Annotated in this window: 13 protein-coding genes; 4 read left to right on the top strand and 9 right to left on the bottom strand. The window is 58.5% G+C overall.

The window, feature by feature from the left end:
* The 4 genes from RTP97_RS20255 to queA form a co-directional block, all read right to left on the bottom strand.
* Window positions 1–164 (bottom strand): hypothetical protein (locus tag RTP97_RS20255; protein WP_312416832.1); only part of this gene is annotated, 164 nt, incomplete at its 3' end.
* A 27-nt stretch (window positions 165–191) separates the two neighbouring features.
* On the bottom strand, window positions 192–524 hold the full coding sequence (gene yajC, locus RTP97_RS20250) for a preprotein translocase subunit YajC (RefSeq protein ID WP_012904809.1): 333 nt from the start codon (window positions 522–524) through the stop codon (window positions 192–194).
* 22 nt (window positions 525–546) lie between these two features.
* The gene (gene tgt, locus RTP97_RS20245) at window positions 547–1674 is read right to left on the bottom strand and encodes a tRNA guanosine(34) transglycosylase Tgt (protein ID WP_312211140.1); all 1128 of its coding nucleotides are present in this window, start codon (window positions 1672–1674) and stop codon (window positions 547–549) included.
* Window positions 1675–1727: 53 nt separating this feature from the next.
* Window positions 1728–2798, bottom strand: a complete 1071-nt coding sequence (gene queA / locus RTP97_RS20240) for a tRNA preQ1(34) S-adenosylmethionine ribosyltransferase-isomerase QueA (RefSeq protein ID WP_312416829.1) — start codon at window positions 2796–2798, stop codon at window positions 1728–1730.
* A gap of 93 nt (window positions 2799–2891) precedes the next feature.
* Here queA and acpH point away from each other — a divergent pair, with 93 nt between their 5' ends.
* Together acpH and RTP97_RS20230 are read left to right on the top strand one after the other, a co-directional pair.
* Window positions 2892–3473 carry an ACP phosphodiesterase gene (acpH, locus tag RTP97_RS20235; RefSeq protein ID WP_312416827.1) on the top strand — a complete coding sequence of 194 codons (582 nt, stop codon included), beginning with the start codon at window positions 2892–2894 and terminating at the stop codon, window positions 3471–3473.
* 76 nt (window positions 3474–3549) lie between these two features.
* Complete coding sequence (locus tag RTP97_RS20230) at window positions 3550–4152, top strand: peroxiredoxin C (RefSeq protein ID WP_312211135.1); 603 nt, start codon at window positions 3550–3552, stop codon at window positions 4150–4152.
* 94 nt (window positions 4153–4246) lie between these two features.
* Here RTP97_RS20230 and malZ read toward each other — a convergent pair whose 3' ends face one another.
* From malZ to phoB, 5 genes are all read right to left on the bottom strand, one after another.
* Window positions 4247–6064: a maltodextrin glucosidase gene (gene malZ / locus RTP97_RS20225; RefSeq protein ID WP_312416824.1), complete on the bottom strand. Its 1818-nt coding sequence runs from the start codon at window positions 6062–6064 to the stop codon at window positions 4247–4249.
* Window positions 6065–6119: 55 nt separating this feature from the next.
* Window positions 6120–7478, bottom strand: a complete 1359-nt coding sequence (proY, locus tag RTP97_RS20220) for a proline-specific permease ProY (RefSeq protein WP_312416822.1) — start codon at window positions 7476–7478, stop codon at window positions 6120–6122.
* A 72-nt stretch (window positions 7479–7550) separates the two neighbouring features.
* Window positions 7551–8870, bottom strand: a complete 1320-nt coding sequence (brnQ, locus tag RTP97_RS20215) for a branched-chain amino acid transporter carrier protein BrnQ (RefSeq protein ID WP_312416820.1) — start codon at window positions 8868–8870, stop codon at window positions 7551–7553.
* Between the two features lie 407 nt (window positions 8871–9277).
* Window positions 9278–10573 (bottom strand): phosphate regulon sensor histidine kinase PhoR, encoded by a 1296-nt coding sequence (phoR, locus tag RTP97_RS20210; protein WP_312416819.1) that lies wholly within the window; start codon window positions 10571–10573, stop codon window positions 9278–9280.
* A gap of 21 nt (window positions 10574–10594) precedes the next feature.
* Window positions 10595–11284, bottom strand: a complete 690-nt coding sequence (phoB, locus tag RTP97_RS20205; protein WP_312211129.1) for a phosphate response regulator transcription factor PhoB — start codon at window positions 11282–11284, stop codon at window positions 10595–10597.
* 190 nt (window positions 11285–11474) lie between these two features.
* Between phoB and sbcD the strand changes: the two genes are divergently transcribed.
* Window positions 11475–12677 carry an exonuclease subunit SbcD gene (gene sbcD, locus RTP97_RS20200; protein ID WP_312416818.1) on the top strand — a complete coding sequence of 401 codons (1203 nt, stop codon included), beginning with the start codon at window positions 11475–11477 and terminating at the stop codon, window positions 12675–12677.
* Window positions 12674–13412 (top strand): AAA family ATPase (locus RTP97_RS20195; protein ID WP_312416817.1); only part of this gene is annotated, 739 nt, incomplete at its 3' end. The genes sbcD and RTP97_RS20195, both read left to right, overlap by 4 nt.

Raw genomic sequence — 13412 nt, 5'->3', positions numbered from 1 at the left:
TTCTGGACCTGGATCAGCGTTTGCTCACTGGCGGCGACGCCGCGCGCGCCAGTGATTTGAACAGCCGGATCCTCACCATAGAGGTTGGGAAGTGCGTAAAGCAGGCCGACGACAATGACGACGACCAGCATAATGTACTTCCACAAAGGATAACGGTTTAACACGGCAGTTCCCTTTGGGAAAACAGTAGATTACAGCGCCTTCATGGTGCCTTTCGGCAGAACGGCAGCTACGAAGTCACGTTTGATAACCACTTCAGTGGTGTCGTTCAGCGCGATAGCAATGTAGCCAGTTTCCGCTACTTTGGTTACGCGGCCAACTAGACCACCGTTGGTCAGCACTTCATCACCTTTAGCGATGGAGTCCATCAGCTTTTTGTGCTCTTTGGTGCGTTTCTGCTGCGGGCGCAGGATCATGAAGTAGAAGATCAGACCGAACACCACCAGCATCAGGATCAGAGACATCGGGCTACCCTGCGCCGGTGCACCTGTTGCCGCTACAGCATCAGAAATAAAAAAGCTCATTTAAATTCCCTCATTATTAAAATTAATCAACGTTCAAAGGTGGAACCGGACGACCCTGACGTTGGTAGAAATCGGTCACGAAGCTCTCTAATTTACCCTCTTCGATAGCCTTACGTAAACCAGCCATTAAGCGCTGATAGTGACGCAGGTTATGAATGGTATTGAGGCGCGCGCCCAATATTTCGTTGCAACGGTCAAGATGATGCAAGTAAGCACGTGAATAATTGCGACACGTATAGCAATCACACTCAGGATCCAGCGGCGAGGTGTCGCTTTTGTGCTTCGCGTTGCGGATTTTCACTACGCCATCAGTCACGAACAGATGCCCATTACGCGCATTACGCGTTGGCATGACGCAGTCGAACATGTCGATGCCGCGACGCACGCCCTCGACCAGATCTTCCGGTTTCCCCACGCCCATCAGGTAACGTGGTTTATCCGCCGGGATCTGCGGGCAGACGTGCTCCAGAATACGGTGCATATCTTCCTTTGGCTCACCGACAGCCAAACCGCCGACAGCGTAGCCATCAAAGCCAATCTCTACCAGACCCTTGACTGAGATATCGCGTAAATCTTCGTAAACGCTGCCCTGAATGATACCGAACAGGGCGTTTTTGTTCTCCAGCGAGTCAAAGCGATCGCGGCTGCGCTGCGCCCAGCGTAGGGACATCTCCATTGAGCGCTTGGCGTAGTCCCAGTCAGCAGGGTACGGGGTGCACTCGTCGAAGATCATTACGATGTCGGATCCGAGATCGTACTGGATCTCCATCGATTTTTCCGGATCGAGGAAGATCGGATCGCCGTTGATCGGGTTGCGGAAGTGCACCCCCGCTTCGGTGATTTTACGGATATCACCGAGGCTAAAGACCTGGAAACCGCCGGAATCGGTGAGAATCGGCCCTTTCCACTGCATAAAGTCGTGCAGATCGCCGTGCAGCTTCATGATCTCCTGGCCAGGACGCAGCCAGAGGTGGAAGGTATTACCGAGGATGATCTGCGCGCCGGTGGCTTCAACCTCTTCCGGGGTCATCCCTTTTACCGTGCCGTAGGTGCCCACGGGCATAAAAGCAGGCGTCTCAACGACGCCACGATCGAACACCAGGCGGCCGCGACGCGCGCGACCGTCGGTGGTATCAAGTTCAAATTTCACTTAACTCTCCAGCATCAGAAAAACAGTCTGACGTTTAAACCGGTGTCGCGGACTTATTCCCCGACACGCTCATCAATAGCGGAAGGATTGTACGTGATAAACATCGCATCCCCGTAGCTAAAAAAGCGATATTTCTCTTCTACGGCAGCGTGATAGGCGTTCATCGTATGTTGATAACCGGCAAAGGCCGACACCAGCATAATCAGCGTTGATTCCGGCAGGTGGAAGTTCGTTACCAGCGCGTCGATCACCTTGTACTGATAGCCCGGGTAGATAAAGATCTGCGTATCGCCAAAGAAGGGTTCGATGAGATCGCTTTTTGCCGCCTGGGCCGCACTCTCCAGCGAGCGTACGGAGGTGGTGCCTACCGCTATCACCCGGTTACCGCGCGCTTTCGCTGCCAGCACGGCGTCAACCACCTCCTGCGGCACTTCGGCATACTCGGAGTGCATGATGTGGTCTTTAATGCTGTCGACGCGCACCGGCTGGAAGGTACCTGCTCCCACGTGGAGGGTCACAAAGGCTTGCTCAATGCCCTTCTCACGCAGCGCGGCCAGCAGCGGCTCGTCGAAGTGCAGGCCCGCCGTCGGGGCAGCAACCGCACCAGGCTTCTCACTGTAGACGGTCTGGTACAGCTCGCGGTCGGCGTCTTCGTCCGGACGGTCGATGTAGGGCGGCAGCGGCATATGACCGATGGCGTTGAGGATATCCAGCACCGGACGCGCATCGTTAAACTCCACCTCAAACAGCGCATCGTGACGTGCCACCATGGTAGCCTGGATGCTCTCATCGTCGCCCAGCAGCAACTCGGCACCCGGCTTCGGCGCTTTAGAGGCGCGAATATGTGCCAGAATACGTTTATCATCAAGCATACGTTCGACCAGCACTTCAATCTTGCCGCCGCTGGCTTTACGGCCAAACAGGCGTGCCGGGATGACGCGGGTATTGTTAAACACCAGCAGATCGCCCGGGTTGAGCTTATCGAGCAGATCGGTGAAAGTACCATGCGTCAGCGCCCCCGTCGGCCCGTCAAGCGACAGCAAACGACAGCTGCTACGCTCAGGCTGCGGATAGTGGGCAATCAGGGATTCAGGTAGTTCAAAGGAAAAATCGGCAACACGCATGACGCTAACTCAAGACATAATTAAGAGGCGGGTAGTCTAGTGCCGGGGCGTGCTCCCTGCAACCGTTACCCGCCTGTGGATAAAGAATAGACGATGAATTTTCTTGCTCATTTACATTTGGCGCATCTTGCCCAAAGCTCGCTCTCGGGTAATTTGCTCGCCGATTTTGTGCGCGGCAATCCCGACGGCACCTACCCTGACGAGGTCGTAGAGGGTATTCGTATGCACCGCCGCGTGGATGCCCTGACCGACGCACTGCCGGAAGTCCGCGAAGCCAAGGCCTGGTTCCGCCCGGAGACCCGCCGCGTCGCGCCCATTACGCTGGACGTGATGTGGGATCACTTTCTCTCCCGCCACTGGGCGCAGATCTCACCCGATCGGCCGCTGACCGAGTTTGTCCGCTACGCCCGCGCCCAGGTGGCTACCATTCTGCCGGTATCGCCGCCGCAGTTCGTCAATCTTAATAGCTACCTGTGGTCGGAAAACTGGCTGGAGCGCTACCGCGAGATGGCGTTTATTCAGCAGGTGCTGAACGGCATGGCCAACCGTCGTCCCCGCCTCGACGCCCTGCGCGACTCCTGGCACGATCTGGACGCCCACTACCCGGCGCTGGAGCAGCTGTTCTGGCAATTCTATCCGCGCATGATGGATCAGGCGCAAAATAAGCAGCTTTAAGCATTGCGTTCTCTTTTCGCCCTCCTATACTGGCCGCGTTGCGCTAAATAACCTCATTATTAAAAGGAGATTTAATATGGTTCTGGTCACGCGTCCGGCCCCGGACTTCACCGCTGCGGCGGTATTAGGCAGCGGTGAGATCGTTGAGAAGTTTAACTTCAAACAGCACACCGCAGGCAAAGCCACGGTTCTCTTCTTCTGGCCGATGGACTTCACCTTCGTCTGCCCGTCAGAGCTGATCGCCTTCGATAAACGCTACGAAGAGTTCCAGCAGCGCGGCGTCGAAGTGGTCGGCGTCTCGTTTGACTCTGAGTTTGTCCACAACGCCTGGCGTAATACCCCGGTCGAAAAAGGCGGTATCGGCCCGGTGAAGTATGCGATGGTGGCGGATATCAAACGCGAAGTGCAGAAAGCTTACGGCATTGAGCATCCGGATGAGGGCGTGGCCCTGCGCGGCTCCTTCCTGATCGACAAAGCAGGCATCGTGCGCCATCAGGTGGTGAACGATCTGCCTTTAGGCCGTAACGTCGACGAAATGCTGCGTATGGTAGATGCATTGCAGTTCCACGAAGAGCATGGCGAAGTGTGCCCGGCCCAGTGGGAAAAAGGTAAAGAGGGAATGAACGCCTCCCCGGACGGCGTGGCGAAATATTTGAGCGAGCATCTAACTAACCTGTAGCGTTTTAACGCCGGGCGGCACTGCGTTTGCCCGGCCTACGATACTCCAGCGAGGTGTAGGCCCGGTAAGCGTAGCGCCACCGGGCGTTGGCACCTTAATTCCCTAGCCAAACTGAAGCAGAGACCGCCGGCAGGTGCAGGGTGTCTGACATAATCTCTCCCTTCCCCTCTTTAATCTGCCACTGCTTCACGTTCAGTAATGGTGACGCCGGCATGACGACATCGCACGCCTCTCCCCGGTTGATCGCCACCAGTAGCCGCTGCTGCTGATAGACCCGCATAAAGACAAAAACGTCCCCTTCGGCGTGGATCACCTGGCAGCCGCCGTAGCGCAGCGCGTTGGTTTTATGCCTCAGCTTTGCCATGCGCTGATAGAGCGCCTGCAGAGTCAGATCCTGGCGCTTTTTATCCCACGGGAAGGGCTTGCGGCAGAAGGGATCGTTGTTGCCATCCAGCCCGACCTCATCGCCGTAGTAGATGCAGGGCACCCCTGGCCAGGTAAAGAGCCAGACCACGCCCAGCGGCATGCGATCCACCTCTTTACCCAGCAGGGAGATAAAGCGGGCGGTGTCGTGGCTGTCGAGCTGGTTAAACATGCGCAGCTGCTGCTGATGTGACAGGCCAGCGCGGTAGTTGTTCATCCACGCCGCGCAGGTCTGGGCATCGAGCTGCTGCGGATCGTAGGAGATATCGGTATTGGCCAGAAAACCCCACACCGGCACGGTAAAGCCGCGGTAGTTCATGGCGGCATCTTCGGCGTCGGCCTGCAGCCACTGGCGGGCGTCGCCAAAGTGCTCTCCGACAATATAGGCCTCTGGATTGGTCTCCTTCGCCGCCTGGCTGATGCCGGTAACGTGCAGGAGATTATTGCGCGCCCCACCCGCCTCTCCCAGCATATGCACCACGTCCAGCCGCCAGCCGTCCATGCTCCACGGCGCTTTCAGCCAGTGGCGCACGATGCTCTCCTCGCCCCGGTAGATCTCATCGACCAGAGAGGGATCCTGATAGTCCAGCTTCGGCAGGCTCGGGTAGCCCAGCCAGTCCAGCGCCCGCCCGTCGGCGGAGAAGCTGTACCACGACCGCCAGGGCGACGTAGGGTTATGGCACGCCCCGGTAGTGCCGCGATTGTGGCGGTCAAACCAGGCGTGAGAGTCGCCGCTGTGGTTGAAAACGCCATCCAGCAGCAGGCGGAATCCTTCCCGACGGGTATTCTCCCGCAGGCGCAGCAGCGCGCCATCGCCGCCGAACTGCGGGTCGACGTGACGGTAGTCTTCGGTGTCGTATTTATGCACGCTGGGGGCGGTAAAGACCGGGTTCAGGTAGAGCGCCGTGACGCCCAGCTTTTTGAGATACGGCAGCTTTTCGCTGATGCCATCGAGATCCCCGCCGTAGAAGGTCGAGCCGCCGCCGTGGGCGGTAACCGGCTCATCCCAGTCGCGCAGCTCAATGTTCTGCCCGGCGGCGTGGTGATAGTAGAGGTTGTCCTGACTGGCCTCGCGCGGCAGGCTGCGGGCAAAACGGTCGGTAAAGATCTGATAGAAGACCTGATCGGCCACCCACTGCGGCCCACTATCCGGTGCGTCGATGGCGAACTGCTCCAGCCGGGCAGGCGGAAAGCGGCTAAAGCCCTGCGGGGTAAACCAGATCTGGCGATCGTCCCACAGCAGCTTAAAGCTGTAGCGGCGGCGCGGCTGGCCGCTGGCTAAGTCGATCTCTGCCCGCCAGGCCGTAACGCCAGGCTTTGGCGCACTGCGCAGCGGATGCATGCGGATCGAGGTCTCTTCGTTGTCATTTTCTGCCCGCAGGGTAACCCGCAGCGGCAGCGCGTCTCCGGTCAGCCACAGGACAACCTGCAGCTTGTCTTTGTTCTGTTTTACAAACGGCGCGACCGGAAGATGCCAGGCATTCAGCATAACTGCTCTCCTTTAGGTTAACCCTGCCAGAGAACAGTATGCGACGTGAGGGGGTTTACGCCACTGCTTTTCGACGTTTAAACATCCAGCCCACCAGCAGCAGGGCGATCCATGCAAAGCCGACGTAGAGCGAAATGCGGGTCTCCGGGTGGTAGCCAATCAGGGCGATGATAAAGACCAGGAACAGCACGCCAACGATGGTGGTCGCGACCCCGCCCGGCACCTTGAACTTCAGCGCCTTGATCTCTTCCGGCGACAGACGACGGCGGAAAGCGATCTGCGACAGCAGGATCATAATCCATACCCAGACCGTGGCGAAGGTTGCCAGCGAGGCGATCACCAGGAAGATATTCTCCGGCATAATGTAGTTCAGCCAGGCGGCAAACAGCAGCGCCACGGTCATCACTAGCACCGTCACCCACGGGATACCCCGACGGGAGGTTTTGGCGAACATCTGCGGGGCGCTGCCCTGCTCCGCCATGCCGTGCAGCATACGCCCGACGCCAAACACGTCGCTGTTAATGGCTGAAAGCGAGGCGGTCAGCACCACAAAGTTAAGGATGCTGGCGGCAAAGGTGATCCCGAGATGCTGGAAGGTCAGCACGAACGGGCTGCCCTGAGTTCCCACCTGGTTCCACGGGTAGATCGACATGATGACAAACAGCGTGCCCACATAGAACACCAGGATACGCAGCGGTACAGAGTTGATGGCGCGCGGAATCGACTTCTCCGGCTCTTTGGCTTCACCGGCGGTGATGCCGATGATCTCAATGCCGCCGTAGGCAAACATCACCATCTGTAACGCCATTACCGTGCCGAGCCAGCCGTTGCTGAAGAAGCCCCCGTTGCTCCACAGGTTGTGGATGCCGGTGGGCTGCCCGCCGTTGCCGATGCCCCAGATGATGATGCCGAAACCGGCAGCAATCATGATGATGATGGTGGCGACTTTGAAAAAGGAGAACCAGAACTCCAGCTCGCCGAAGACCCGAACGCTCATCAGGTTGACGGCGCAGATGATCATCACCACGCTGAGGACCCAGATCCAGTGCGGCACCGTCGGGAACCATACGCCCATATAGATCCCGAAGGCGGTGACGTCGGCGATGGCGACGATCAGAATTTCGAAGCAGTAGGTCCAGCCGGTGATATAGCCCGCCAGCGGCCCGAGGTTCTCCTGGGCGTAGCGCGAAAACGAACTGGCGGACGGGTTATGCACCGACATCTCACCCAGGGCGCGCATAATAATATATGCCGCCGCGCCGCCAATAATATAGGCCAGCAGCACGCTGGGACCCGCCATCTTGATGGCATCAGCCGATCCATAAAACAGCCCGGTACCAATCGCCGAGCCTAGCGCCATAAAGCGGATGTGCCGGGTGCTTAATCCCCGCTTTAGCTTGTTCGTACTTTCCATCGTTTCCACTGCCGTTTAAAAATAAAAAAACCACGGGATTGTAAGCCCCGTGGTTAAAGACGCAACCGTAAATTAATGTGCGCTGGAGGTCTCCTGACGTCCCGCCGCGCGATCCCAGCAGATTGCCAGCACCGCCATTACTACGGTCGGCATCAACCATGCCAGACCCTGCTCTGCCAGCGGCAGACGCGTCGTCCAGGCCGGTAAGATACCGCCAATCGCCGACGCTTTAATGCCGTCCATCACACCGAAGACCAGGCTAACAAACATGGCTGGCGCAATCACGCGGGACGAATTATGCCACCAGTTGCGGGTAAAGCTTAATACAACCAGTGCGATACAGGGCGGATAGATCGCCGTCAGCACCGGGATAGAGAGCTGGATCAGATGGCTCAGGCCGAGGTTAGAGACCACCATCGAGAAGCCACCGAGGATAAACACCAGCGTGCGGTAAGAGAGCGGCACGTACTGGGCAAAGAACTCTGCGCAGGCGCAGGTCAGGCCCACGGCGGTCACCAGACAGGCCAGGAAAATCAGCACTGCCAGCATCATGCTGCCTGCGCCGCCAAAGGTGTGCTGGACGTAGGCGTGCAGAATAGCCGCGCCGTTTGCCGACTGATCCACCAGCGAAGCGCTGTCGGAGCCGAGGCGGAACAGCGCCAGGTAGAGCAGCGTCAGGCCTACGCCTGCCATTACGCCAGCCATGACGGTATATCGGGTCAGCAGACGCGCATCGCTCACGCCGCGAGAGCGGGCCGCGTTGACGATAACGATACCGAACACCATCGCACCGAGGGTATCCATGGTCAGGTAGCCGTTCACAAAACCGTTAGAGAACGCGGCGTGCTCGTAGGCCTCCATAGCATGGCTGATCGGGCCAGCGGGCCAGACGATAGCGGCAACCGAGAGCACCACCAGCGCAACGATCTTCATCGGTGCGAGGAAGTTACCCACCGTATCCAGCAGTTTGCCCGGATAGAGGGAGACCAGAATAACGATCGCAAAGTAGACCAGGCTGTAGATAAACAGCGGCATCGCGCCGTCGCCGGTCAGCGGGGCGATCCCCACCTCGAACGAGACGGTAGCGGTACGCGGGGTCGCGAACAGCGGGCCTACGGCCAGATAGCAGACGGTTGCCAGCAGCACGCCAGCCACTTTGCCAATCGGGGTGCTGAGGCTATCCACACCGCCACCCACTTTCGCCAGGGCGATAACCGTTAGCACCGGCAGACCCACTGCGGTGATCAGAAAGCCAAAGGCCGCTGTCCAGACGTGTTCACCCGCCTGCAAACCGACCATTGGCGGAAAAATGATGTTACCCGCGCCGACGAACAGCGCGAATGTCATAAAGCCCAGAGCAACAATATCTCGTGGTTTTAAACGATGGGTCATATGTATTAACTGCCTGTGGATGTGGTGTTGAACGTGTTGACTTTTTCGCCAGTCCCTACGGGACAATACAGCGGTAATATCATTAGATTCCAGCGGGATATGCTTCCCACCGGGCGCGGCGAAGAATAGTTTTTCGATTTACCACGCAAATCCAGCCTGTCTGTCATCGACAGGGGCGCAATTTAAACGCTTATAACGTTTGAAGGCAAGATGGGATCGCAAAACCAGATGGTTATAGCAGAGCAGAGTAAATAACCAGCATAAAACGCCAATTATAAGAAAAACACATGGCTAATCATGCGAACAAAAAAGCAGCAACCGCAGAAAAAGAGGTGCAGTGCTGAAAGGTGCAAAGCCAACAGGCCGCATTTTGCGGCCTGTGGAAAGTTATACTGACAGCAGCTGCCCTACCCTGTGGCTTTGGCAATTAACCTTTCCGGCAGCGTGAAGCTAAATCGGGTGCCTTTACCCGGCTCGCTGGCGATCTCCAGCCGGCTGTCGTGATGGTTGACCGCATGCTTAACGATCGCCAGCCCCAGCCCACTGCCACCGGTCTGGCGGGATCGCGCCTTATCGACGCGGTAGAAACGCTCGGTCAGGCGTGGAATATGCTCGGCGGTGATGCCCGGACCGTTATCCTCAACGCTAAACTCTGCGCCACCCTCTACCCGCTGCCAGTTGACCGTAATATGCGTCCCGGCCGGGGTATGGTTCACCGCGTTATAGACCAGGTTAGAGATAGCGCTGCGCATCTGCTCATCGCTGCCCAATACTTTCAATACGTTATCGACGTGGAACTCAAAGGTGTGCTTCTGCTGACTCAGGGTCAGCGCCTCCCGTTCGACGACCCGCAGCATCATCGGGACGTCGATAATTTCATCAAGCACCTGAATCGGCGAGGCCTCAATTTTCGACAGCGTCAGCAGCTGCTTCACCAGCCCCTCCATGCGGGAGGTCTGCTCACGCATGGTGTGCAGCGCCTTTTCCCGCGTCGCGCCGGCCAGGGTCTGCTCCTGCATCATCTCCAGGTAGCCCTGCAATACCGTTAGCGGGGTGCGCAGCTCATGGCTGACGTTGGCAAAGAAGTTGCGCCGCGCCCCTTCCAGCTGGTGCATCTGTGTCACGTCGCGAGCGACCATCAGCAATTGCTGCTCACTGTAGGGCATCACGCGGATCTCCAGATGTCGCCCGTTGTTCAGCACCAGGTTGAGCGGTCTGGAAAAGGCTTGTTGCTTAAGATACTGGGTGAATTCGGGGTAGCGCAGCAGGTTGAGGATATTCTGGCCGTTATCGTCCGGCCAGCGTAGCCCCAGCAGCTGCTGGGCCAGGCCGTTGCACCAGAAGATCACCCCCTCTTCGGTGGTAAGCACTACCGCATCCGGCAGCGACTCCGCTCCGCTGCGAAAGCGTTTGATCAGGCTGCCCAGCTCGCGACGACGCTTTTTGTTGCGCAGCTGCATCTGGTGCAGGCCGTAGAGTAGAGGCTCCCAGCTGCCGTGCCCCGGAGGTGGGGTCATGCTGCGATCTACCCACAGCCACCAGGAGAGCTGAAGCAGATTCCAGAAGTGCCAGATCAGTAATCCGGTGACCGAGGCCAGCAAAAACCACGGCAGATAGCCAAACATTGCTCCGAGCACCAGCGCCGGAATACAGCTTAAAAACAGCTCTAAGACCAGCCTTTTCCATGACAGCCGTTCCAGCACGCGTCACACTCCAGTCAATGATTAGAAACGGGTCGAAAAACGGTAACCCGTGCCGCGAACGGTCTGCACCATACGGTCATGGCCGCTCAGCTCCAGCGCTTTGCGCAGGCGGCGAATATGCACGTCTACCGTGCGATCTTCAACGTAAACGTTGGTCCCCCAGACGTGGTTCAGCAGCTGTTCACGGCTGTAGACGCGCTCCGGGTGAGTCATAAAGAAGTGCAGGAGCTTAAACTCCGTCGGCCCCATGTCGAGGGGGTTTTCACCGGTCATTACCCGGTGGGAGGTGGGATCGAGGCTCAGGCCCTGCATCTCAATCACCTCTTCTACCGCCATCGGCGAGATACGGCGCATTACCGCCTTAATACGCGCTACCAGTTCCTTCGGCGAGAAGGGCTTGGTGATGTAATCATCCGCCCCGGTCTCCAGGCCGCGGACGCGATCTTCCTCTTCACCGCGTGCGGTGAGCATCATAACAGGAATATCCCGGGTCAGGGTTTCACGTTTTAAGTGTTTGATAAACTGAATGCCGGAGCCGCCGGGCAGCATCCAGTCGAGCAGGATAAGATCGGGCCACGGCTCGTTGAGCTGGTTCACCGCGCTGTCATAATCTTCCGCTTCAACAGGCTGAAAGCCGTTTTGCTCGAGCACGAAGCAGACCATCTCCCGAATGGGGGCCTCATCCTCTACGACCAGAATACGTCTCGCCATGGTTTGCCCTATATAGTTGTAATCAATATGTTGCGTCGCATTATGCGTCAGATTTATGACAGATTTATGAAAAGCGTGAAGGCATTATGAATCTGAAAAATTGCAGATGACACCCGGAAGTCGATCGCCGCTTTCCCGCTGTGCCTAAACGTTTATAATCCGCCTTACGCTTTTTTGCCATGGAACGAATATGCGCATCCTTCATACCTCTGACTGGCACCTCGGCCAAAACTTTTACAGCAAAAGCCGGGCCGCTGAACACGCCGCCTTTCTTGACTGGCTGCTGGAGACGGCACAGGCCCAGCAGGTCGATGCCATTATCGTCGCTGGCGACATTTTTGATACCGGCTCGCCCCCCAGCTACGCCCGCGAGCTTTACTACCGCTTCGTGGTTCAGCTCCAGCAGACCGGCTGCCACCTGGTGGTTCTGGCGGGTAACCACGACTCGGTTGCCACCCTGAACGAGTCGCGGGAGATCCTCGCCTTTCTACATACCACCGTGGTGGCGGCGGCAGGCTGCGCGCCGTTCATTCTTAAGCAACGCGACGGCTCGCCCGGCGCGGTCTTCTGCCCGGTGCCGTTTTTACGCCCGCGCGACATCGTTACCAGCCAGGCGGGGCTCTCCGGCAGCGAGAAGCAGCAGCATCTGCTGGCGGCCATCACCAATTACTATCAGCAGCAGTACCAGCAGGCCTGCGCTCTGCGTGACGACGCTGCGCTGCCGATTATCGCCAGCGGCCATCTGACCACCGTCGGGGCCAGCAAAAGCGACGCGGTGCGCGACATCTATATTGGTACCCTGGACGCCTTCCCGGCGCAAAACTTTCCGCCTGTGGATTACATCGCCCTCGGGCACATTCACCGTCCGCAGGTGATTGGCGGCCAGCAGCATATCCGCTACTGCGGCTCGCCCATCGCCCTCAGCTTCGATGAAACCGGCAAGGCGAAAAGCGTTAACCTGGTCACCTTCGCCGACGGCAGGCTGACGGACATTACCCCCCTGACCGTGCCGGTCACCCAGCAGCTGGCGGTGATCAAAGGCGATCTCGCCGCCATTGGCCAGCAGCTTGAGCAGTGGCGCGACGCCCCCGCCTCGCCGCCGGTGTGGCTCGATATCGAGATCACCACCGACGACTGGCTGACGGACATGCAGCGCCGTATCCAGGCGATGACCGAGGACCTGCCGGTCGACGTGCTGCTGGTGCGCCGTAGCCGCGAGCAGCGCCAGCGGATGATGGCGGGCGAGCTGCGGGAAACCCTCAGCGAGCTGCGCGTGGAGGAGGTATTCGAGCGCCGCCTGGCGCTGGAGGAGCCGGACGAGGCGCAGGGCCAGCGGATTCGAACCCTTTTTAGCGCAACCGTCGAAGAGCTGACTCAGGAGCAGGACGCATGAAAATTCTTACCCTGCGCCTGAAGAATATCAACTCCCTGAAGGGGGAGTGGAAGATCGACTTTACCGCCGAGCCGTTTGCCAGCAACGGTCTGTTTGCTATCACCGGTCCGACCGGGGCGGGAAAAACCACCCTGCTGGATGCCATCTGCCTGGCCCTCTACCACGAGACGCCGCGGCTGAGCAACGTCTCGCAGTCGCAGAACGACCTGATGACCCGCGACACCGCCGAGTGTCTGGCGGAGGTGGAGTTTGAGGTAAAAGGCATTGCCTACCGCGCCTTCTGGAGCCAGAACCGCGCCCGCAACCAGGCCGGAGGTAATCTCCAGGTACCCCGCGTGGAGCTGGCGCTCTGCGCCGACGGCAAAATCCTTGCCGACAAGGTGAAAGATAAGCTGGAGCTGACCGCCACCCTCACCGGACTGGATTACGGCCGCTTTACCCGCTCGATGCTGCTCTCCCAGGGGCAGTTTGCCGCCTTCCTCAATGCCAAACCGAAAGAGCGGGCCGAGCTGCTGGAGGAGCTGACCGGCACCGAGATCTACGGCCAGATCTCGGCGATGGTGTTTGAAAAGCACAAGGCGGCGCGCAGCGAGCTGGAGCAGCGCCAGGCCCAGGCCGAAGGCATTCAGCTGCTGAGCGCAGAGCAGGCCCAGACGCTGAATGAAAGTTTGCAGGTGCTTACTGACCAGGAGCAGACGCTGGTCGCCGCCCAGCAGAGCGAGCAGGCCCTGCTTA

It is taken from the genome of Pseudescherichia sp. (genome assembly GCF_031998825.1).
Taxonomy (GTDB): Bacteria; Pseudomonadota; Gammaproteobacteria; order Enterobacterales; family Enterobacteriaceae; genus Pseudescherichia.
Note: the sequence above shows the minus strand (reverse complement) of the source record. Positions and strands in the feature narration are given on the sequence as shown.